This window comes from Sphingomonas sp. (genome assembly GCF_035758555.1).
GTDB lineage: Bacteria > Pseudomonadota > Alphaproteobacteria > Sphingomonadales > Sphingomonadaceae > Sphingomonas_B.
Genome location: NZ_DASTXI010000026.1, coordinates 1 through 20,327, shown reverse-complemented (window position 1 = coordinate 20,327; position 20,327 = coordinate 1). Strand labels below are relative to the sequence as shown.

At 66.6% G+C, this 20,327-nt stretch carries 17 protein-coding genes; 8 read left to right on the top strand and 9 right to left on the bottom strand.

The window, feature by feature from the left end; genetic code table 11:
- Nucleotides 1-102: 102 nt before the first annotated feature.
- Nucleotides 103-3,291: an efflux RND transporter permease subunit gene (locus tag VFT73_RS01520; RefSeq protein ID WP_326408370.1), complete on the top strand. Its 3,189-nt coding sequence runs from the start codon at nucleotides 103-105 to the stop codon at nucleotides 3,289-3,291.
- Complete coding sequence (locus tag VFT73_RS01515; RefSeq protein WP_326408369.1) at nucleotides 3,288-4,730, top strand: efflux transporter outer membrane subunit; 1,443 nt, start codon at nucleotides 3,288-3,290, stop codon at nucleotides 4,728-4,730. Before VFT73_RS01520 ends, VFT73_RS01515 begins: the two co-directional genes overlap by 4 nt.
- A gap of 3 nt (nucleotides 4,731-4,733) precedes the next feature.
- On the opposite strand, the gene VFT73_RS01510 is transcribed toward VFT73_RS01515, so the two are convergent.
- Complete coding sequence (locus VFT73_RS01510) at nucleotides 4,734-5,297, bottom strand: DUF488 domain-containing protein (RefSeq protein WP_326408367.1); 564 nt, start codon at nucleotides 5,295-5,297, stop codon at nucleotides 4,734-4,736.
- 134 nt (nucleotides 5,298-5,431) lie between these two features.
- Here VFT73_RS01510 and VFT73_RS01505 point away from each other — a divergent pair, with 134 nt between their 5' ends.
- Both VFT73_RS01505 and VFT73_RS01500 read left to right on the top strand, forming a co-directional pair.
- Nucleotides 5,432-7,837 carry a TonB-dependent receptor gene (locus tag VFT73_RS01505; RefSeq protein ID WP_326408365.1) on the top strand — a complete coding sequence of 802 codons (2,406 nt, stop codon included), beginning with the start codon at nucleotides 5,432-5,434 and terminating at the stop codon, nucleotides 7,835-7,837.
- 153 nt (nucleotides 7,838-7,990) lie between these two features.
- Nucleotides 7,991-8,929, top strand: a complete 939-nt coding sequence (locus VFT73_RS01500) for a PEPxxWA-CTERM sorting domain-containing protein (protein WP_326408363.1) — start codon at nucleotides 7,991-7,993, stop codon at nucleotides 8,927-8,929.
- 6 nt (nucleotides 8,930-8,935) lie between these two features.
- On the opposite strand, the gene VFT73_RS01495 is transcribed toward VFT73_RS01500, so the two are convergent.
- Nucleotides 8,936-10,384 (bottom strand): sulfotransferase family protein, encoded by a 1,449-nt coding sequence (locus tag VFT73_RS01495; RefSeq protein WP_326408362.1) that lies wholly within the window; start codon nucleotides 10,382-10,384, stop codon nucleotides 8,936-8,938.
- A 195-nt stretch (nucleotides 10,385-10,579) separates the two neighbouring features.
- Between VFT73_RS01495 and VFT73_RS01490 the strand changes: the two genes are divergently transcribed.
- Together VFT73_RS01490 and VFT73_RS01485 are read left to right on the top strand one after the other, a co-directional pair.
- Nucleotides 10,580-11,791: an NF038122 family metalloprotease gene (locus tag VFT73_RS01490; protein WP_326408361.1), complete on the top strand. Its 1,212-nt coding sequence runs from the start codon at nucleotides 10,580-10,582 to the stop codon at nucleotides 11,789-11,791.
- An 83-nt stretch (nucleotides 11,792-11,874) separates the two neighbouring features.
- On the top strand, nucleotides 11,875-12,378 hold the full coding sequence (locus VFT73_RS01485) for a YbaK/EbsC family protein (protein WP_326408360.1): 504 nt from the start codon (nucleotides 11,875-11,877) through the stop codon (nucleotides 12,376-12,378).
- 60 nt (nucleotides 12,379-12,438) lie between these two features.
- On the opposite strand, the gene VFT73_RS01480 is transcribed toward VFT73_RS01485, so the two are convergent.
- Nucleotides 12,439-12,789, bottom strand: coding sequence for an ArsC family reductase (locus VFT73_RS01480; protein ID WP_326408359.1), 351 nt, complete (start codon nucleotides 12,787-12,789; stop codon nucleotides 12,439-12,441).
- A gap of 161 nt (nucleotides 12,790-12,950) precedes the next feature.
- Here VFT73_RS01480 and VFT73_RS01475 point away from each other — a divergent pair, with 161 nt between their 5' ends.
- Entirely contained in the window at nucleotides 12,951-13,283 is a 333-nt protein-coding gene (locus tag VFT73_RS01475; protein WP_326408358.1) for a hypothetical protein, read from the top strand.
- Between the two features lie 13 nt (nucleotides 13,284-13,296).
- Here the strand turns inward: VFT73_RS01475 and guaA are convergent, their stop codons facing one another.
- From guaA to VFT73_RS01455, 4 genes are all read right to left on the bottom strand, one after another.
- Nucleotides 13,297-14,856, bottom strand: coding sequence for a glutamine-hydrolyzing GMP synthase (guaA, locus tag VFT73_RS01470; RefSeq protein ID WP_326408357.1), 1,560 nt, complete (start codon nucleotides 14,854-14,856; stop codon nucleotides 13,297-13,299).
- Between the two features lie 148 nt (nucleotides 14,857-15,004).
- Entirely contained in the window at nucleotides 15,005-15,520 is a 516-nt protein-coding gene (locus tag VFT73_RS01465) for a hypothetical protein (RefSeq protein ID WP_326408356.1), read from the bottom strand.
- A gap of 238 nt (nucleotides 15,521-15,758) precedes the next feature.
- The gene (locus VFT73_RS01460; protein WP_326408355.1) at nucleotides 15,759-17,852 is read right to left on the bottom strand and encodes a prolyl oligopeptidase family serine peptidase; all 2,094 of its coding nucleotides are present in this window, start codon (nucleotides 17,850-17,852) and stop codon (nucleotides 15,759-15,761) included.
- Between the two features lie 29 nt (nucleotides 17,853-17,881).
- Nucleotides 17,882-18,115 carry a ribbon-helix-helix domain-containing protein gene (locus tag VFT73_RS01455; protein ID WP_326408354.1) on the bottom strand — a complete coding sequence of 78 codons (234 nt, stop codon included), beginning with the start codon at nucleotides 18,113-18,115 and terminating at the stop codon, nucleotides 17,882-17,884.
- 98 nt (nucleotides 18,116-18,213) lie between these two features.
- On the opposite strand from VFT73_RS01455, the gene VFT73_RS01450 reads away from it, so the two are divergent.
- The gene (locus tag VFT73_RS01450) at nucleotides 18,214-18,963 is read left to right on the top strand and encodes a helix-turn-helix domain-containing protein (protein WP_326408353.1); all 750 of its coding nucleotides are present in this window, start codon (nucleotides 18,214-18,216) and stop codon (nucleotides 18,961-18,963) included.
- Nucleotides 18,964-19,001: 38 nt separating this feature from the next.
- Here VFT73_RS01450 and phbB read toward each other — a convergent pair whose 3' ends face one another.
- A complete protein-coding gene (gene phbB / locus VFT73_RS01445) occupies nucleotides 19,002-19,724 on the bottom strand; it encodes an acetoacetyl-CoA reductase (RefSeq protein WP_326408352.1) in 723 nt (240 codons plus the stop codon).
- Between the two features lie 30 nt (nucleotides 19,725-19,754).
- The coding region (hemH, locus tag VFT73_RS01440) for a ferrochelatase (protein ID WP_326408351.1) at nucleotides 19,755-20,327 on the bottom strand (573 nt) is incomplete at its 5' end.

Genomic DNA, 20,327 nt, shown 5'->3' with positions numbered 1-20,327 from the left:
CGGCCTTGAGCCGGGATCCACCTTCTTCCCGGCGCGGGGACAGAAGGAAGATGGACCCCGGATCGAGTCCGGGGTGACGGTGAGCTTGCGCGAGTCCCGCGCATGATCTCCCGCATCTTCATCGACCGGCCGATCTTTGCCTGGGTGATCGCGATCCTGATCATGCTGGTCGGGCTCGGCAGCCTGTTCTCGCTGCCGATCGAGCAATATCCGGACGTCGCGCCGCCGCAGGTCAACATCCGCGCCAACTATCCGGGCGCGAATGCCGAAACGGTCGAAAACAGCGTCACCCAGGTCATCGAGCAGCAGCTGTCGGGCATCGACGGCCTGCTCTATTTCACCTCGTCTTCGTCCTCGCGCGGCTCGGTCGGCATCAGCCTGACCTTCGAGAAGGGCACCGATCCGGATACCGCCCAGGTCCAGGTGCAGAACCGCGTGCAGGAAGCGCTGCCGCGCCTGCCGCAACAGGTCCAGCAGCGCGGGGTGCGCGTCAGCAAGTCGAACCCCGATTTCCTGATGATCGTCGCGGTCTACGATACGTCCGACCGCACCACCAGCCAGGACGTGTCGGACTGGCTGTCGTCGAACCTCCAGGACCCGATCAGCCGGCTGGCCGGCGTCGGCGATACCAATGTGTTCGGCTCGCCCTATGCGATGCGAATCTGGCTGAACCCGGCCAAGCTCGCCGCCTTCGAGCTGATGCCCAGCGACGTCGTACAGGCGATCCAGGCGCAGAATACCGAGATCACGGCGGGCGAGATCGGCGGCCAGCCGATGCCGGATACCCAGATGCTGAATGCGACCGTGACGTCGCAGTCGCGGCTGGAAACGCCGGAGCAGTTCCGCAACATCGTCCTGAAAACCCAGCCCGACGGCGCGACCGTGCGTCTGCGCGACGTCGCGACGGTCGAGCTCGGATCGGAAAGCTACAACTCGGTCATCCGGGTGAACGGCCATCCCGGCGCAGGCTTCGCCGTCTCGCTCGCGCCGGGCGCCGACGCGCTCACCACCGCGGAGCTGGTCAAGGCCGAGGTCGAGAGCCAGGCGAAGAATTTCCCCCCTGGCTACACCTTCGCCTATCCGAACGATTCGACCGCCTTCATCAAGCTGTCGATCGAAGAGGTGGAAAAGACCCTGTTCGAGGCGATCGTGCTGGTCGTGATCGTGATGTTCGTGTTCCTGCAGAGCTGGCGTGCGACCCTGATCCCCGCGATCGCCGTTCCGGTGGTGCTGCTGGGCACCTTCGGCGTGTTCGCGATCGCGGGCTTTTCGATCAACACGCTGACCCTGTTCGGGCTGGTGCTCTCGATCGGGCTGCTCGTCGACGACGCGATCGTGGTGGTCGAGAATGTCGAGCGCCTGCTCGACGAGAATCCCGAGATGACGCCGCGCGAGGCGACCATCCAGTCGATGAGCGAGATTTCGACCGCGCTGATCGCGATCGCGCTGGTGCTCTCGGCCGTGTTCCTGCCGATGGCATTCTTCGGCGGTTCGACCGGCGTGATCTATCGTCAATTCTCGCTGACCATCATCTCGGCGATGGTGCTGTCGGTCGTGGTGGCGCTGGTGCTGAGCCCGGCACTGACCGCGACGCTGCTGAAGCGGCGCGCGCATGACGGGGAGGTTCGTTCGTCCCGCTTCCCCCGCCTGGCGGCGGCGACCGAACGCGCCCGTGTTCGCTTCAACACCGGCTTTGCGACGATGGTCGATCGCTATGGCAGGGCTGTGCAGCGCGTGATCGACCGCAAGCTGCTGTTCCTTGGCATTTACGCGGTGATGGTCGCGCTGCTTGCGATCCTGTTCTTCCGGCTGCCGACCAGCTTTCTCCCCACCGAAGACCAGGGCTTCGCCAGCGCCCAGATGCGCCTGCCGCCCGGGGCGACGCTCGCGCGCACCGAAGCGCTGCAGCGCAAGGTGGAGAATTATCTGCTGCACGGCCCGGAATCGAAGAACATCAACGTGCTCTTCACCGTCGCCGGCGGCGGCGGCGGCGGTCCCTCGGGCCAGAACGCCGGCAATGCGTTCCTGAACCTCAAGGACTGGGATCTCCGGCCCGGCCAGGAAAACAGCGCCGATGCCGTCACCCAGCGGATGAGCCGCGCGTTCAGCGGCCTGCGCGACGCGCAGGTGTTCGCGACGGTGCCGGGCGCCATCCGCGGCCTTGGCCGCTCGGCCGGCTTTTCGCTCCAGCTCCAGAACACCGGCGGCCTTAGCCGCGACGAGTTCCGTGCAGTCCGCGACCGGCTGCTCGAAATGGCCGAAAACGATCCGAAGCTGACCGGCGTCCGGCCCAGCGAGCTTCCGGATACGCCGAACCTTTTCGTCGATATCGACCAGCAGAAGCTTTCGGTGCTCGGCCTCAGCCAGACCGACGTCAACTCGACGCTCTCCACCGCATGGGGCGGCCGTTACGTCAACGATTTCGTCGATCGCGGCCGCGTCAAGCGCGTCTATGTCCAGGGCGATGCCCCTTTCCGCTCGGCGCCCGAGGACCTGAACCAGTGGTTCGTGCGCGGCAAGACCGGCGACATGGCGCCTTTCTCGTCCTTCGCGACGATCTCCTGGCAGACCGGGCCGACCTCGCTGGCGCGCTTCGGTGGATTGCCCGCCTATGAAATCGAGGGCCAGGCGGCACCCGGCGTCAGCTCGGGCGAAGCTATGGACCGGCTCGAAGAAATGGTCGCCGAGTTGCCCGGCGTGTCTGCCGCATGGAGCGGCCTGTCCTATCAGGAGCGGCTCTCCTCGGGTCAGGCGCCGATGCTTTACGGGCTGTCGCTGCTGGTCGTCTTCCTCTGCCTCGCAGCGCTCTACGAAAGCTGGTCGATCCCGATCGCGGTGCTGCTGATCGTGCCGCTGGGCCTGGTCGGCGCCGTGTTCGCGGTGACGCTGAGAGGCCTCGAAAACGACGTCTATCTTCAGATCGGCCTGCTGACGACAATGGGCCTCGCCTCCAAGAACGCGATCCTGATGATCGAGTTTGCCGAAGCCGCCGAGAAAGCCGGCAAGCGCGTGATCGATTCCGCGCTGGAAGCAGCGCGCATTCGGCTTCGCCCGATCCTGATGACGTCGCTCGCCTTCATCTTCGGCGTGCTGCCGCTCGCCATCTCGACCGGCGCCGGCGCGAAGAGCCGCGTCGCGATCGGCACCTCCGTCATCGGCGGCATGCTGACCGCGACGATCCTCGCGGTCTTCTACATCCCGCTGTTCTTCGTGCTGGTCCGCCGCGGCACGCGCGATGCGCTTGCCTGGTATCGCGATCGCCGCCGGCCCGAACCGGAGCCTGCGGAATGAAGCGCGCGCTCACCATCGCTCTGATGACGAGCCTCGGCGCCTGTTCGATGGTGCCGCCCTACCAGCGGCCGGCGCCGCCGGTGCCGCAATCCTGGCCGGTCGGGGACGCCTATCTACGCCAGTCCGAAGCGGCGCTGCCGTCCGTCACCTACCGCGATATTTTCCGCGACCCGCGGCTGCAGCGGATCATTGAATCGGCGCTCGCCAACAACCGTGACCTGCGCCTCGCCGCCGCCAACATCGCCGCCGCGCGCGAGCAATACCGCATCCAGCGCGCGCAGATCCTGCCCGAGGTCGGCGCGACCGCGACCTATACGGAAGCCGATCGCGGCAGCGGCGCGGGCACGGGGGTCGGCAACGCCGCCTCCGGCCGCAGGACGACGTTCAGCGTGCAGGGCGGCATCACATCGTTCGAGCTGGACCTGTTCGGCCGCATCCGCGCCCTCTCCGAAGCCGCGCAGAACCGCTATTTCGCGACCGAGGCGGGCGCCCGCGCCACGCGGCTCACCTTGGTGGGCGACATTGCCAATGCCTGGTTCACCTACGCCGCCGACAAGGACCTGTTGGGCGTAGGCGAGCGCACCGTCGCCTCCGCCCAGCGCTCGGTCGAGCTGACCCGCGCGCGGCTGAACGGCGGCATCGCGCCACGCACCGACCTGCGCCAGGCCGAGCAGGTGCTGGAACAGGCCCGCGCCGATGTGGCGCAGGCGCGCACCGACCTCGCTCAGGACGTGAACCTGCTGCAGCTGCTGGTCGGCGCGCCGGTCGATGCCGCGCTGCTCCCCGCCTCGCTCGCGGAAGTGACCGGCAGCGTCGCGGAGCTCCCCGCCGGGCTCGACTCTACGATCCTGCTTCGCCGCCCGGACGTCGTGCAGGCCGAATACCAGCTCCGCGCGGCCAATGCCGAGATCGGCGCCGCCCGGGCCGAGCTGTTCCCGCGTATCAGCCTGACCGCCGTGCTCGGCTTCGCCAGCACCGCGCTGTCGAACCTGTTCTCCGGCGGCAATTTCAACTGGTCGGTCAGCCCCAGCGCCGGCTATTCGATCTTCCAGGGCGGCGCGGCGAAAGCGAATGTGCGCCTGAGCCAGGCCCAGCGCGAGGCGGCGATCGCGCAATATGAAAGCGCGATCCAGACGGCCTTCCGCGAAGTCTCCGACGCGCTCGCCCGCCGCGGCACGATCGACGAGCAACTGCGCGCGCAGACCGCCTTCTTCGCTGCCGCAGAGGACAATTACCGCCTGAGCGAAGCGCGCTTCCGCGGCGGCATCGATCCGTTTCTCGACACGCTGATTGCCCAGCGCAGCTACTACGGCGCCGAACGCGCCCTCGCCGCCACGCGCCTGTTGAAGCTCCAGAACCTGGTCCAGCTCTACCGCACCCTGGGCGGCGACTCCCAGCTGGACGCGACGCCTGGCGGCCCGGTGCCGCTGACGCAATAGCCGCTACAACAGCCGCGGCTGTTCGGGCGGATAGGTGATCGTCGTGCCTTCCACATGGGCGAAGGGCGTCAGGCTGTGCATCCGCCAGCTCGTCTCCGACAGGATTTCGACGGCAAGCACCCCGCGCACCTCGAGCGCATCGGCAACCAGCGATCGGTGGCAGCGCCACGGCACCGCTTCGGCGCACATGATCGCGGTGCGCCGCTCCCGCCCCATCCGGATCAGTTCGTCGACTGCGTCCCGAAACGCGTCCGCCTGCATATAGTCGGCATAGCCGCGAAAGCTCTTGTTGCGCCAACCGGCATTGGGCGAATCCCGGTGCGCGTGCCGGAGCCCGCCCAGCGCCGGCATCGCGACATAGGCGATCCCGGCCTCCGCGAGGCTGGCGTCAAGCGCATCGGCGTTGAACTGCGGGTTGTGGCGCGATCGCGGCACCGTCCGGACGTCGGCGAGCCGCTCGATCCCATAGGTCTTCAGCAAGGCGATGAAGTCCGCGATCGGCAGCGTCGAATGGCCTACCGTGAAGATCGCCCCCTCCGGCCACTGCGTCCCGTCAGCTCCAGCCATGATGCACCGGATCCGATAGTCGCAAAAACATCACACTGTGCGCGAAAAGTCGCATCGGCGGCCACGCCACCTTCTCCGGATCGTCCCGTCTTAGTACAGTTGCGGAACAGATACACGGCTTGGGGAGATATGGGATGCCGGGTTTCGAACGCCATGAGTCGCGCCTGCTTGCCGGCGCTTCGTTGCTGCTGCTGGGGCTTGCCGCTCCTGCGCTTGCCCAGCCGGGCGCCGGCAGCGAGGTTGCCCAGAATGAGGCGGATATCATCGTCACCGCAACGAAGCGCGCATCGACGGTGCAGGACGTGCCATTCTCGATCAACGCGCAGACGCAGGAGGATATCCAGCGTTCGGGCGCCGTCACGCTCGAGGACCTGGCGCGCAACGTTGCGGGCCTGACGATCCAGAATCTCGGGCCCGGCCAGAGTCAGGTGTCGATCCGCGGCGTGTCCGCCGGACAGATCGTCCGCGACCAGCCGGGCGTCAAGGAACAGGTCGGCGTCTATCTCGACGAAAGCGTCGTCTCGCTGTCGCTGTTCACGCCCGATTTCGATTTGTTCGACCTGAACCGCGTCGAGACGCTGCGCGGCCCGCAGGGCACGCTGTTCGGATCCGGATCGGTGGGCGGCACGATCCGCTACATCACCAACCAGCCGACGACCGAACGGGTCGAAGGTCAGGTCGAAGGCAATCTGAACTTCATCGACGGCGGCTCGATGGGCGGCTCCGCCAAGGGCGCCGTCAACCTGCCGGTCAACGACATGATCGCGGTGCGCGCGGTCGGCTACTACACGCGCTATGGCGGTTTCATCGATGCCTTGGGCGAAGGCGGCTCGATCAAGCACAACGTCAATGACGGCGAACGCTATGGCGGCCGGCTTTCGGTGCTGTTCAAGCCGACCGACACGATCTCGATCACGCCGCGCGTCGTCTATCAGAAGGTGAACACCGACGGCTTCAACCGCCAGGAAGTCTACAACCTGTTCGCCAACCCGTTCACGACCACCCGGCCGGCCATCCAGCTGGGGGAGCGCCAGCAATATCTGCTGCTCGACGAGGCGTTCAGCGACGAGACGCTGCTCGCCGACCTGACCGCCAATATCGACATCGGCGCCGTCACGCTGACCTCGGTCACCAGCTATATCAACCGCGACATTCTGGTGTCGCGCGACGCAAGCGCGCTGACCGGCTCCGTGTCGGTCGATCTGGGCTTTCCGGACGCGGCCGTCCTGTTGCCGTCGAACCTGCGCGACACGACGGACCTGGAGACCTGGACGCAGGAAGTTCGGCTCGCCTCCAACGGCTCGGGTCCGTTCCAGTGGCTGATCGGCGGCTTCTATTCGGACATCGACCGCGCCTACACGCAGCGCCTGCCGACGCCCGGCTATGATGCCGTCACCGATGCCGTGCTGGGCGCCGGAACCTCGGCCGCAGTCGCGAACGGCTTCCCCGCCAACTCGCCCTACAATTCCGACATTCCGTACAAGATCAAGCAGAAGGCGGTGTTCGGCGAAGCCAGCTATCAGCTCGGCGAGTTCAAGCTGACGGCGGGCGGCCGCTATTACGACTTCAAGGAAAAGAGGAACTTCATTTCGGGCGGCCTGTTCGCGAACGGCGACCGGCGGATCGGCGACCGCACCAAGTCCGACGGCTTCACGCCGCGGTTCATCGCGACCTGGGAACCGAGCAACAACGTGTCGGTCAACCTGCAGGCGGCGAAGGGTTTCCGTCTGGGCGGCGTCAACGACCCGCTGAACCTGCCGCTCTGCTCCGGCGGTGCGACCGGGCCGGATGCGCAGATCTACGGCAACCGGCCGACCTATAAGGACGAGACGCTGTGGAATTATGAGCTCGGCTTCAAGAGCCAGTTCGGCGCGCTGACGTTCAACGCGGCAGCGTTCCGCAACGACATCAAGAACCTGCAGGTAACGGCCGATGCGGGCAGTTGCTCGTCGCGCGTCGTGTTCAACGTACCCAAGGCGCACGCGACCGGCCTGGAGCTGGAAATGGCTGCACGGCCGGCGCCGGGCCTCAACGTCAGCATCAACGGCACCTATGTCGATTCGAAGTTCGACAGCAGCGTGCTCGACGCGACGGGCGCCGTGATCGCGGGCATCCGCGACGGCAATCGCCTGCCGACCGTGCCGAAGTTCCAGATGTCCGCCAATGCCGGCTACGAATTCCCCGTGCGTGCGGACTGGACGGGCTTCGTCAACACCAGCCTGCAATATGTGGGCGACCGCTTCACGCAACCGAGCGACCAGGAAAGCAATCCGCGCGTCTTCGTCCACGGCCTGCCTTTCGGCGGAGCCCCGGCCGATGCCGCGACCACGCTTAACCTGAAGCTGCCGGACTATACGCTGGTCAACTTCAGCATCGGCGTGCGGACCGAATCCGGGTTCGAGCTGACCGCCTATGTCCACAATCTGTTCGACGAGAACCCGATCCTCTCGTTCGACCGCGAACGCGGCGGCCGGGCGCGGCTGGGCTTCAACATCGGCCAGCCCCGCACCTACGGCCTCACCGCCCGTCAGAAATTCTGACGAAAGCACGGCGGGCGCAGCTGCAGCTGCGCCGCCGCCTGCCTGCCGGAGCGGGTCCGGAACCAGACCGGCCGCGGTGCGTAAGGAGATCGCCTCCGCCAATATTCATCCGCCGTTCAGGCGCGCGGCCGGGGCTGACAAGGGGTCTGGCCCATGCGCTCGCTGCTCGCCGCGTTCCTCGCCTGCACCGCAATCACGCCGGCCGACGCGGCCGTCATCACCGCCGCCGATCTCGCCAAGAACCTGCAGTTCGACCAGACCAGCGGCACGATGGTGACGCCGGCCTTTGGCGGCAGCAACGCCTTCTTCTTCGCGCGGGCTTTCTATCCCAACCCGGGCGACTTCGAAGGCGGCGACGTGTCGAACTCGGTCGATTCCTATCTGTTCAACGGCCAGGGCGTGTCCGCGCAGGGCGCATTCCAGATCTACCAGAGCCCGGCCGTCACCAAGGCGCAGATGGATGCCGCCTTTCCCAACGGCGATCTCTACACGCTGACGGCGGTCAACGGCCTCACCGCCGATTTCGACACGGTGTCGATCTTCCTGAGACCCGACGATGTTTATGCCGCGGCCACGCCCATGCTGACGGCGGCGAGCTTCGACGCGCTCCGGGCGCTCGATCCCGGCACGGATGTCACGATCAGCTTCAACAGCTTCGCGCCCGATGCGTCGGCGTCCGGCGGCGTCACTTTCTTCAACATCTTCGACCTGACCGACAATATGGTCGATTTCGCCTCGGGCGCGCTCGATCCGTCCGCGACCAGCGTGTTCCTGCCGGCGGGCACGTTGCAGAGCGGCCATGACTATCAGTTCCGCCTGCTGTTCGATGTGTTCGACAGCGATGTCGCGACCACCGGCAAGGGCAACAATGTCGCGGTCGCCTCCAACTTCAACCTGCTGACGGTCGGGCTGTTCACGCCTGGCGGCTCGGCCCCGCCGCCACCGCCGCCGCCACCGCCGCCGCCTCCCCCCCCTCCGCCTCCACCGCCACCGCCTGCGGTGCCGGAGCCGGCGGAATGGGCTCTGATGCTGACCGGCTTCGCCGCCGCCGGCATCGCGCTCAGGCGAAGGCGGACGGAATGGCGGGCCTGAGCCGCCTCAGCCGCAATAAGCGTCGACGAAGGGCTGGAGGTGTTTGCGGTAGGGTTCCGCGACGTTCAGCCCGTCGCGGTTGATCGGGCGCCGGACCTGCAGCGAGCTGGCGGTCGCGACCGCGCGCTCGGTTTTGTGATGGGCATAGACGCCCGCTTCCTCGGCCAGCCCGCAATGCTCGAGGATGCGGCTGGTCCACGCCTCGGGCGCGTCGACCAGCGCGCCATAGGGCACGACCAGCAGCCGACCGCCCAGCCGTTCCTGCCAGAAAGCGACAAGCTCGTCCTCCAGCCGGAAATGGTGCGCGATGTCGGTCAGGTCGTAGCTCCAGGCGACGCCGTGGATGAAGAAGGTGCGGAAGCACGACCAGGCGGAATCGAGCGGATCCCGGCGCATCCAGATCAGCGGCGCTTCCGGCAGCACCGAAGCGGCGAGCCCGAGGAAACGGCTCGCGTCGACGGTCTTGTCGACGATCCGCCCTTCGGGCCCGAACCGCTCCGCCATCAGGTGCAGATAAAGACCGGCCAGGGACTCGACCGACCCGCCCGCCGCCAGGTGCGCGGTGATCGCTTCTCCCGAAACGCCGCCGGTCGCGACCGCGACGTGGTGGAGAAGGCTCAGCTCGGCGCCGTCGGCCACTGCCGAATGGCTGGCGAGGATCTGCTCGACCAAGGTGGTGCCCGAGCGCGGCAGGCCGGTGACGAAGATCGGGCGGCTCGTGCCGATCGTCTGTTGCCGGTTCAGGCCTTCGATGAAGCCGTCCGGAAACCCGCTCATCGCCGCCCGCGCGGTCTTTTCGTTGCCCTGGCGGCTATAGGGCGTCAGCTTGCGCAGCAGCGCCGCGCCTTTGGCGAAGGCCGCGAATGCGTCATCGTGCTCGCGCCTGTCGGCGTGGAGCTTGCCGACCGCATACCAATAGCGGGCGAGATCGCCTTCCGGCTGGCGCTCGGCGGCAGCGCGGTCGGCCAGCATCTGCTCGCCGATCGGATTGTCCTTCAATGACCCGCTCGAAGACAGCGTCAGCCAGGCCGGGCCCCAGCCGGGCCGATGCCTGATCGCGGTCAGCAGATTGGCGCGCGCTTCCTCGACGCGGCCGAGGGTCAGCGCGGTATTGCCCAGCAGATAGGCGCGCCCGGCCGGATCGGGGATATTCGCCGGCAGCGTCTCCGCGAGGTCATGCGCTTCCCGCAGCCGCCCTGCCTGGGTCAGCAGCACCACCTTCGAATAGCGCGCTGCCGGCACGCCTTTCGCCGCAGCCACGAACGCATCGATCGCCCTCAGCGCCAGCGTCAGCTCGCCGCTGACGCGCATCAGCTCCGCGATCTGCCGCCATTGCTGGCCGAGCGGCGCCTTCGCGTCGAGCAAAGCGGTGACGGCCGCGTTCGCGCCGGCGCGATCCTTCGCCGCAAGCGCCCGCCGCAGCGTTTCGACATGGGCCATCCAAGGGGTTGTCATAGCTCTCTTCCCTAGCCGCTCGCGGCTGGTTTGGGCCAGCGCGGAAGGCGCTGCGGCACGATTCTGTCCGATAACGGAACAGTGGCGGCGTTAACCGTAAATATCTGATTAAGCATGTTGACCGTGGCTAAACGCAGCGGCAATCATCAACGCTCAGCCGGGGCTTTTTTCCGGGTGAAGGGGAAGAGGGGTTACATGAAGAAAGGTATGCTTTTCTGCGGCATCGCCGCAGCCAGCCTGATCGCATCCGCGGCAGACGCGGCCACGATCAACCTGATCGACGAAGGCGGGGTGACGGGGTCTCCTGCCGAACAAGGTTTCAAAACTGCCGCCTATTATTGGGGCAAGACGCTCACCAATGACGTGACGATCAACCTGGGCGTCAAGTTCGCGCCGCTGGCGCCGAACGTGATCGGCTCGACCGGCAGCACCCGTTCGGACACGACCGTGGCGGCCTGGAAGAACGGTGTCCTCGCGACCCGCAGCGGTTACGCGCTCGATCAGACAGCGGTGCTGCCGACGCTGAACGCCCAGGGCGGCGCCAGCTTCGTCACCAACGGCGCGCGTCCGGATGGCAACAACGACACCGCCATCCAGGTCTATAATGACGGCACGACGACGAGCAGCCAGGTTCTTTACCTGAACACGTCGGTGCAGAAGGCGATCGGCATCTATAGCGGCCCGAACATCTTCGACGGCCATGTCACGTTCAGCACCAACTTCAACTTCGATTTCAATCCGACCGACGGCATCGAGGCCGGTCACATGGATTTCATCGGCGTCGCCATCCACGAGATCGGCCACGCGCTGGGCTTCGTGTCGGGCGTCGATTTCCTCGACGTTTATGGCTATCCGAACGGGCCGGGCGCCGGCACGCTGGGTTATGACCTGAACGACACGTCGATCTTCTCGGCGCTGGACATGTTCCGGTTCAGCAACGACCCGAACGGCCTCGCGCCGGGCAGCGGCCCGACCCGCGACCTGAGCGTCGGCACGGCCAGCTACTTCTCGATCGACGGCGGCCTGACCCAGGTGGGCGGCAACTCGCTGTTCTCGACCGGTGCGTACAACGGCGACGGTCGCCAGGCGTCCCACTTCAAGGACACGCCGAGCGCGCAGGGCGGTTGCGACGGCTTCAACCAGCTCGGTATCCTCGACCCGACCTTCTGCTACGGCGAGATGGGCGTGGTCAAAGGTCTCGACCTGGCCGCCTATGACGCAATGGGCTGGAACCTGAACTTCGACGTGCTCGGCAATCTCGGCTACCAGAGCACCACCGCCCAGATTTATCTGCAGGCGATCGGCGTGCCCGAGCCGGCAACCTGGGCATTGATGATCGCCGGTTTCGGCTTCGTCGGTGGGGCGATGCGCCGCCGGGCGCGGACGACCAGCGTCACCTACGCCTGAACGTCGAAAGCCGACCAATGAAAGTCGCCGCCGGTCACCCGACCGGCGGCGATTTTTCTTTGAAGCCCCTGTAACACGTCGCGATGTCCTTCGAATCCGCGCGCGCCTGGCTCGCCGAACACGCACCCGACCTTCATCTGATCGATCACGGCGTCAGCACCGCCACGGTGCGCGAGGCCGCCGTCGCGCTGGGCGTCGAGGAAGCGCGCATCGCCAAGACGCTGGCGCTCCGCTTCGGCGACCGCATCGTGCTGCTGCTCGCCGCCGGCGACATGCGGCTCGACAATAGCAAGGCAAAGGCCGCGTTCGGCCACCGCCCGCGCATGCTGCCGCCGGACGAAACGCTGGCCGTGACCGGGCACCCGGTCGGCGGCGTCTGCCCGTTCGGCCTCGCGACGCCGCTCCCAATCTATTGCGACGTGTCGCTCCGGGCATTCGCCAGCGTCTTCCCCGCCGCCGGCTCGCTCACCAGCTCGGTCGAGATCGCGCCGGAGCGGCTGGCAACGCTGATCGGCGCCGAATGGACGGACGCGTGCAGCCGGCGCACGGACAGACCGCTCGCTCCGAGCGGAGCGCAAAGCGCGTAGCCGAGGGGCGCTGCCCCGCCCCTCAACTATGGACTGCGGCCTCCGCTCGGGACGAACGAATTACCTTGCGAGGGCCTGCGCCCACTCCGCTTCCTTGAAGCCGACCAGCCGCCGGCCGCCCAAGTCCAGCACCGGCCGTTTGATCATCGACGGCTGCGCCAGCATCAGTGCGACGGTCTTGTCCTCATCGAGGTCCTGCTTGTCCGCATCCGGCAGTTTGCGAAACGTGGTGCCCGCCCGGTTCAGCAGCCGCTCCCAACCCAATTCCTTCGCCCAGCCCCGCAACCGCGCCTCATCGATTCCGGCCTTTTTGTAGTCGTGAAAGGCATAAGCGACTCCCCGCGCGTCCAGCCAGGCACGCGCCTTCTTCACCGTGTCGCAGTTGGGAATCCCATATACCGTAATGGCCATCCTATCCTCAGCAGCTATCGGGGACGTCAGAGTTCGCTGTAGCCACCGCGAAACCGAAAATCAGCCTGTCGGCTTTCGACCCAGGCGGACATAGCCCCTCTCCCGCCTGCGGGAGAGGGAGGGACCCGTCCAGCAAAGCTGGGATGGGAGGGTGAGGGTGTGTGCTTCTCCACGCTCGCTTACGCTTCGCTCAGGCGTCCGAAGCCGCTCTCACCGAACAGCGCGCCAATGTGATCGAGCCGGAGGCGGGAGCCGGGAAAGCTGCGGGCCAGCAGTGCGAGGCTGGCCCCGAGCAGCCGCCCACCGAGCAGCACGACGAGAAGGGCTGCGCCGCCGCCCGCCAAGCCGCCCAGGGTGAGGCCGGCGCCGTCGGCATGTTCACCGACCTGCGCGGCGGCATCTTCTCGGCCCTGTTCGCGGCGCTCTGGCTGCTGTCGGCGGCGCTGTCCGGCAAGGCGGCGCGAGATCAGCGGCCGGCCGGGACAGTGTCCTGATCGCCGGCCGGGATCACTCCCACTCGATCGTGCCGGGGGGCTTCGATGTATAGTCGTAGACCACGCGGTTGATGCCCTGCACTTCGTTGACGATCCGGGTCGCGACGCGGGCGAGGAAGTGCGGGTCGAACGGGAACACGTCCGCCGTCATGCCGTCGGTCGAGGTGACGGCGCGCAGCGCGCAGACATGCTCGTAGGTGCGGTGGTCGCCCATCACGCCGACGGTGCGGACCGGCAGCAGCACCGCAAACGCCTGCCAGATCGCGTCGTAAAGCCCGGCGTTGCGGATCTCCTCGAGGTAGATCGCATCGGCCTTGCGCAGGATGTCGCACTTGTCCTTGGTGATGTCGCCGGGGATGCGGATCGCGAGGCCGGGACCGGGGAACGGGTGGCGGCCGACGAACGCGTCCGGCAGCCCCAGCTCGCGGCCGAGCTCGCGCACTTCGTCCTTGAACAGCTCGCGCAAGGGTTCGACCAGCTTCATGTTCATGCGCTCAGGGAGCCCGCCGACATTGTGGTGGCTCTTGATCGTCACCGACGGCCCGCCGGTGAAGCTGACGCTCTCGATCACGTCCGGGTACAGCGTGCCCTGCGCCAGGAAATCGGCGCCGCCGATCTTCTTCGCTTCCGCCTCGAACACGTCAATGAAGGTCTTGCCGATGAATTTGCGTTTGGCTTCGGGGTCCGAAACGCCCTTCAGGCCGGAGAGGAACAAGGTCTCCGCGTTCACATGCACCAGCGGGATATTATAGCTGTTGCGGAACAGGCTGACGACCTGCTCGGCCTCGCCCTTGCGCATCAGGCCGTGGTCGACGAACACGCAGGTCAGCTGGTCGCCGATCGCTTCGTGGATCAGCACCGCGGCGACCGCTGAATCGACGCCGCCCGACAGACCGCAGATCACCTTGCCCTTGCCGACCTGCTGGCGGATGTCGGCGATCTTTGTCTGGCGATATTCCGCCATCGTCCAGTCGCCGGGGCAGCCGCAGATGTGACGCACGAAGTTCGCGAGCAGCCGGCCCCCATCGGGCGTGTGCACGACTTCGGGGTGGAACATCAGGCTGTAGAAGCGCCGCGCCTCGTCGGTGGCGATCGCGTAAGGCGCGCCCTCGGACTGGGCGACGACGCTGAAGCCCTCCGGCAGCCGCTCGACCCGGTCGCCATGGCTCATCCACACCTGGTGCGTCTCGCCTTCGCTCCACAGCCCGTCGAACAGCGCCGATCGGCCGCTGATCTCAATATAGGCGCGGCCGAACTCGCGGCTTTCGGACGGCGCGACGACGCCGCCCAGCTGGTGCGACATGGTCTGCTGGCCGTAGCAGATGCCGAGGATCGGAAGCCCGGCGTCGAAGATGTGCTGCGGGGCGCGCGGGGAATCTTCCCACATCACCGACGACGGCCCGCCGGACAGGATGATGCCTTTCGGCTTCAGCCGGTCGAACGCCTCCGCGGCGGCGTTGAACGGCGCGATCTCGGAATACACCCCCGCTTCGCGCACCCGCCGGGCGATCAGCTGGGTGACCTGCGAACCGAAGTCGATGATCAGGATCGAGTCATGCGCATGGGTATCCATGCGCAAGGGCTGTTAGCAGAAGAGGCGGGAGGGGAAAGCCCCCACCTCCCCTCCCGCTTCCGGGAGTGACCGGGGGAGGGAACTGCCTCTTGCTGCGAAGGGGTAGGTCAGGTCCTCCCCTAACCCCTCCCGCAAGCGGGAGGGGAACTCACCGCCGCGCGTAATCGTGGCCGATATCGACGTTCACGACCTGGCCGTGGCGGACTTCGCAGCGGAAGCCCCAGGCGGCTGGCTCGTCGCGCCAGCTGCGGCGGGCGTCGAGGACACCGTCGACGTCCCAGCCGTCGGGGCGGCGGTTGACGCCTTCGATGTCGCGAACGGTGGCGCGATAGCCTTCGCCATAACCGCGGTCCTCGGCCGCCATCGCGCACGCGTCGACCGCCTGGTCTTCGGTGCCGATCAGGCCGGGCCGGCCATAGCCGGCGCCCGGCGGCGGTGCGTCGGCATAGGCGCCCGCCACGCCCTCGGCATAGCCCTGACGCGCAGCGCGCATTGCCTCGCGCGCGGCGATCCGCGCTTCGGCGGCGGCGCGCTCTGCGGCGACTGCCGCCTGGCCGACGGCGCGGCCGATGTCGCGCGACAGCGCCGGGTCGACGACCTGCGCCGGCGCCGCCGATCCGCTCACCATCGCCGCCACTGCCGAAAGGAGAACCAGCTTCTTCATAGGAATCACTCCCGAATCCCCGAGAAACAAATCGGCAGCGGTATAGCGGTTCCAAATGAGTGGCGCATGAATGATAAGTTCTCCCCGAGCTGCCGGGGAGGGGGACCGCCGGCGAAGCCGGTGGCTGGCGGGGCTGAGCCAGAAGGGCGAAGTGAGAACCCTCCGCTTCGCTTCGGGCCCCTCCACCGCACTTCGTGCGGTCCCCCTCCCCTCGCATTCGCGAGGGGAGGATTTAAGGTTACTTCACTTCCAACCCGGTCCACTTGGCGATGAACGCCCACTGGTCCGCGGTTTCCTCGATGATCTTGTCGGTCGGCTTGCCGGAGCCGTGGCCGGCGCGCGTCTCGATGCGGATCAAATGCGGCTTCGGCCCGATCGCCGCGTTCTGCAGCGCGGCGGTGTATTTGAAGCTGTGGCCGGGCACCACACGGTCGTCCGTGTCCGCCGTGGTCACCAGGATCGCCGGATAATCCCGCCCGCCGCTCACGTTGTGGTAGGGCGAATAGGCCCAGAGCGTCCTGAAATCCGCTTCCTTCGCCGGATAGCCGTAATCGTCGACCCAATAGCGCCCCGCGGTGAAACGGTCGAAGCGGGTCATGTCCATCACGCCGACGGCAGGCAGCGCGGCCGCGAACAGGTCGGGCCGCTGGTTGACGACCGCGCCGATCAGCAGCCCACCGTTGGAGCCGCCCTGGATCGCGAGCTGGTCCGGCCCGGTGATGCCTTCCTTCTTCAGATACTCGCCGGCGGCTATGAAATCGTCGAACACGTTCTGCTTGTTCGCGAGCCGGCCGGCATCGTGCCATGCCTTCCCATATTCGCCGCCGCCGCGGATGTTCGCGAGCACATAGGTGCCGCCCGCCTCCACCCATGCAAGCCGCGAGGCGGAGAAGGCCGGCAGAATCGACACGTTGAAGCCGCCATAGGCGTAGAGAAGGGTCGGCGCCGGCCCGGTCGCACCCTTTTTTCGCACGACGAACATCGGCACTTTGGTCCCGTCCTTCGACGCATAGAAGCGCTGCTCGACCGAATAGTCTGCCGGGTTGAACGCAACCTTGGGCCGCGCCCAGACGCTCGCCTGCCCGGTCTTCGCGTCGTAGCGATAGATGGTGGTCGGCGTCGCAAAGCTGGTGAAGGAAAAGAAGCTCTCCGGATCGCCCGCTTCGCCGTCGAAACCCGCCGCGGTGCCGATTCCCGGCAGCGCGAGCTTGCCTTTCAGCGTGCCGTCGGCCGCGTAGCGCCGCACTTCGCTCTTCGCATCGACCAGATAGGTCGCGACGATCTCGTCGCCGATCATCGACGCGCCCTGCAGCGTCGCCGCGTCCTGCGGCACGATCTCGTGCGGTTGGCCGCCATCGGTCGCCAGCGCGACAATGCGCTGCCGCGGCGCGTCCTTGTTGGTCAGGAAATAGAAAGTGCTGCCGCTGTTGCCGATCAGCTGCCAATTGTTCTCGAGGCCGGGGATCAGCGTGCGCGGCGTTCCGTCGGCCACCGCGAGGTCGACCACGCTGATCTGATAGCGCTCATCCGTGCCTTCGGACGAGGTGACGACGAGCCAGCGGCCATCGTCGGTCACTTCGGCCGTGTTGTTCCACTTCGGGTGATCGGGCGTCGCGAAGACCTTGCGGTCCTGGCTCTGCGGCGTGCCGAGCTTGTGGAAATAGACTTCGTGGTTCTCATTCAGCGCCTGGAACTGCGCGCCTTCGGGCTTCGGAAAGCGCGAATAGAAGAATCCTGAACCGTCCTTCGTCCAGGCAAGGCCGGTGAACTTCGCCCATTCGACGCTGTCGCCGGTTTCCTTGCCGCTTGCAACGTCCAGCACCTTGATCGTACGCCAATCGGTGCCGCCGTCCTGCACCGCATAGGCGAGATGGCGGCCGTCTTCCGAGGGCAACCATTCGGCCAGCGCGGTCGCGCCATCCCTTGCCCACAGGTTCGGGTCGATCAGCAGCCGCGCCGGCCCGTCGACGCTGTCGCGAACATAGAGCGGCGACTGGTTCTGCAGCCCCGAATTATGCTGGTAGAAATAGCGCCCGCCTTTCTTCGCCGGCACGCCGAACCGCTCGTAGTCGAACAGCGCCTTCAGCCGCGCCTTGAACGCATCGCGCGCGGGGAGCGTGGCCAGATAGGCTTCGGTGACCTGATTCTCTGCCGTCACCCAGTCGCGGACCTTCTGGTCCTGGCGGACGTCGTTTTCCAGCCAGCGATAGGGGTCGGAAACCTTGATGCCGAAATGGTCTTCGACCAGCGGTACGGCCTGGGTGATCGGGTATTTCATCTGAGCGGAAGCACTCGCGGCGGTGAGCAGAAGGGCAAGGGCGAGCAGGCGCATTTAGCAACTCCGGTTGCGGATGCGAGAGCCTAGCGCGACGCGCGCGCGAAAAGCCAGACCCGGATAGCGCTGGCGAGATTGGACGGAACGGGCGCCGCGATCCGCTCCGCATCAATCTGCGCCACCAATGCCGACAAAGGCAGCCCCGCGTCGCGTGCGGCCTCCTCCAGCGCCGACCAGAAGACCGGCTCAAGGCTGACCGAGGTCTGGTGCCCGGCGATCGTGATGGACCGCTTGACGGGGGGCGAGTAGGGAACGGGCATCGCGCCGCAGCCTAAAGGGCCCTGCACACAAGATACAATTTTTTGAGGGTGGCTGGCGGCGCGGGCGGACCTTACGCTGGGCGGCGATGCGAGAACACATGACGGATCGCTGTGCGACGCTGACCGAGAAGGAAAAGCAGACACTGCGCCTGATCGTGCGCGGCCATGATGCCAAGTCGACCGCACGTCACCTCGGCCTTTCGGTGCACACGATCAATGAGCGGCTGCGCGACGCGCGGCGCAAGCTTGCCGTTTCCAGCAGCCGGGAAGCCGCGCGCATGTTGCTCGAACGGGAAGGCGGGCACCCCGATTCCGTGGCGGACAAGCAAATCGGGGAAGCCAGGCCGAGTGCCGGTATGGAACAACCCGTGATGCCGGAGAACGGCGCGGGGCGGAAACGCTCTGCCTGGATCTTGTTTGGAGTCGCACTGATGTCGCTCGTTCTGGCGCTCGCCGCCATTAGCTCACTGCCGCCAGCCATGCTGGCATCCGCCGACAGCAGCCCTTCCGTTGCGGCACGGACAGCCGAGGTCGAGACTGCCGCGCGCCGGTTCCTCACATTGCTCGACCAGGGAAAATGGGAGGAAAGCTATGCGCTGACCACCGCATCGTTCCAAAGGGTCAACACCGGCAAAGTCTGGGCCGAAGTGTCGGAACAAGCCCGCCCTCCGCTCGGCGCAATGATTTCACGGACGATGATCAGCCACGACGACGTGCCGACCCCGCCGCATGGCTATGAAGTGGTCAAGTTTCGCACGAACTTCGCAAACAAGGCGAATGCGATTGAGAAGGTCAGCCTTGAGCGCGACGGCAATGACTGGCGCGTTGCCGGCGTGACGATCGAGTAGCATTTTGGAAGCGGGCGGTGCGATGCCGCCCGCGAACCTCAATACATATGCTGACCGCCATTGATGCTGAGCGTCGAGCCCGTCACGAAGCCCGCATCGTCGGCGCACAGGAACGCCACGCCGCGCGCGATCTCCTGGGCTTTCCCGAGCCGGCCGACAGGGATCTTGGCGACGATCTTCTCCAGCACGTCGGGCGGCACGGCGGCGACCATGTCGGTGTCGATATAGCCCGGCGCGATCGCGTTGACGGTGATGCCGGCGCGCGCGCCTTCCTGCGCCAGCGCCTTGGTGAAGCCGTGGATGCCTGATTTGGCCGCGGCATAATTGACCTGCCCATACTGCCCGGCCTGGCCGTTGATCGACCCGATATTGACGATGCGGCCATATTTGCGGGCGTTCATTCCGTCCCACACCGCCTTCGCCATGTTGAAGCAGCCGCCGAGGTTCGTGTCGATCACGTCTTCCCAGGCCTGACGGTTCATCCGCTTCATCGTGCCGTCGCGGGTGATGCCGGCATTGTTGACCAGCACCTCGACCGGCCCGAGCTCGCTTTCGACCTGCTGGCATCCGGCGACGCACGCGTCAAAGTCCGCCACGTCCCATTTATAGGCCTTGATGCCGGTGCGGTCGGTGAAGGCGCGGGCGCGTTCGTCGTTGCCGGCATAGTTCGCCGCGACCGTCATCCCTGCGTCCCTGAGCGCCAGGCTGATCGCCTCGCCGATGCCGCGCGTTCCCCCTGTCACGATCGCCACACGTGCCATGCCATCCACTCCCTTTTGTTTGGGCAAGTCCTACGAAGGCGCCAGCCAGCCCGCAAGTTCCCGCGCAAGCAATGTGCGCAGCAGCGACAGCGCCTCGTCGCTGTCGTTCAGGCAGGGGATATAGGCGAAATCCGTGCCGCCCGCGTCGAGGAAGGTCTGCCGCCCCCGGATCGCCAGTTCCTCCAGCGTCTCCAGGCAATCGACCGAAAAGCCCGGCGCGACGACCGCCAGCTTGCGGACTCCCTCGCCAGGAAGCGCCGCAAGCACGCGGTCGGTCGCCGGCTCCAGCCATTTCGCGCGGCCGAAGCGCGACTGGAAGGCGACGCGCACCTCGCGACCCAGCGCTTCGCCGAGCAGACGCGCCGTCACCTGGCACTGGTCATGATAGGGATCGCCCAGGGTCCGCGTCCGCTCCGGCATGCCATGAAAGCTGGCGAGGATCAGCTCGGGCGCGAAATCGAGTCCGCCGAGCGACCGCTCGATAGAAGCCTTCAGCGCGGCGATATAGGCGGGATCGTCGTAATAGGGGGGCAGCGTTCGGACCGCCGGCTGCCGGCGCCAGCCCGACAGCACAGCGAACGCCGCATCGTTGGCCGTCGCCGT

Bases quoted from the DNA above. Each gene is read 5' to 3' on its own strand.
- VFT73_RS01510 (WP_326408367.1), bottom strand. From the start codon at position 5,297: ATGGCTGGAGCTGACGGGACGCAGTGGCCGGAGGGGGCGATCTTCACG.
- VFT73_RS01500 (WP_326408363.1), top strand. From the start codon at position 7,991: ATGCGCTCGCTGCTCGCCGCGTTCCTCGCCTGCACCGCAATCACGCCG.
- VFT73_RS01495 (WP_326408362.1), bottom strand. From the start codon at position 10,384: ATGACAACCCCTTGGATGGCCCATGTCGAAACGCTGCGGCGGGCGCTT.
- VFT73_RS01490 (WP_326408361.1), top strand. From the start codon at position 10,580: ATGAAGAAAGGTATGCTTTTCTGCGGCATCGCCGCAGCCAGCCTGATC.
- VFT73_RS01450 (WP_326408353.1), top strand. From the start codon at position 18,214: ATGACGGATCGCTGTGCGACGCTGACCGAGAAGGAAAAGCAGACACTG.
- VFT73_RS01505 (WP_326408365.1), top strand. From the start codon at position 5,432: ATGCCGGGTTTCGAACGCCATGAGTCGCGCCTGCTTGCCGGCGCTTCG.
- VFT73_RS01520 (WP_326408370.1), top strand. From the start codon at position 103: ATGATCTCCCGCATCTTCATCGACCGGCCGATCTTTGCCTGGGTGATC.
- guaA (WP_326408357.1), bottom strand. From the start codon at position 14,856: ATGGATACCCATGCGCATGACTCGATCCTGATCATCGACTTCGGTTCG.
- VFT73_RS01465 (WP_326408356.1), bottom strand. From the start codon at position 15,520: ATGAAGAAGCTGGTTCTCCTTTCGGCAGTGGCGGCGATGGTGAGCGGA.
- VFT73_RS01485 (WP_326408360.1), top strand. From the start codon at position 11,875: ATGTCCTTCGAATCCGCGCGCGCCTGGCTCGCCGAACACGCACCCGAC.
- VFT73_RS01480 (WP_326408359.1), bottom strand. From the start codon at position 12,789: ATGGCCATTACGGTATATGGGATTCCCAACTGCGACACGGTGAAGAAG.
- VFT73_RS01455 (WP_326408354.1), bottom strand. From the start codon at position 18,115: ATGCCCGTTCCCTACTCGCCCCCCGTCAAGCGGTCCATCACGATCGCC.
- phbB (WP_326408352.1), bottom strand. From the start codon at position 19,724: ATGGCACGTGTGGCGATCGTGACAGGGGGAACGCGCGGCATCGGCGAG.
- VFT73_RS01460 (WP_326408355.1), bottom strand. From the start codon at position 17,852: ATGCGCCTGCTCGCCCTTGCCCTTCTGCTCACCGCCGCGAGTGCTTCC.
- VFT73_RS01515 (WP_326408369.1), top strand. From the start codon at position 3,288: ATGAAGCGCGCGCTCACCATCGCTCTGATGACGAGCCTCGGCGCCTGT.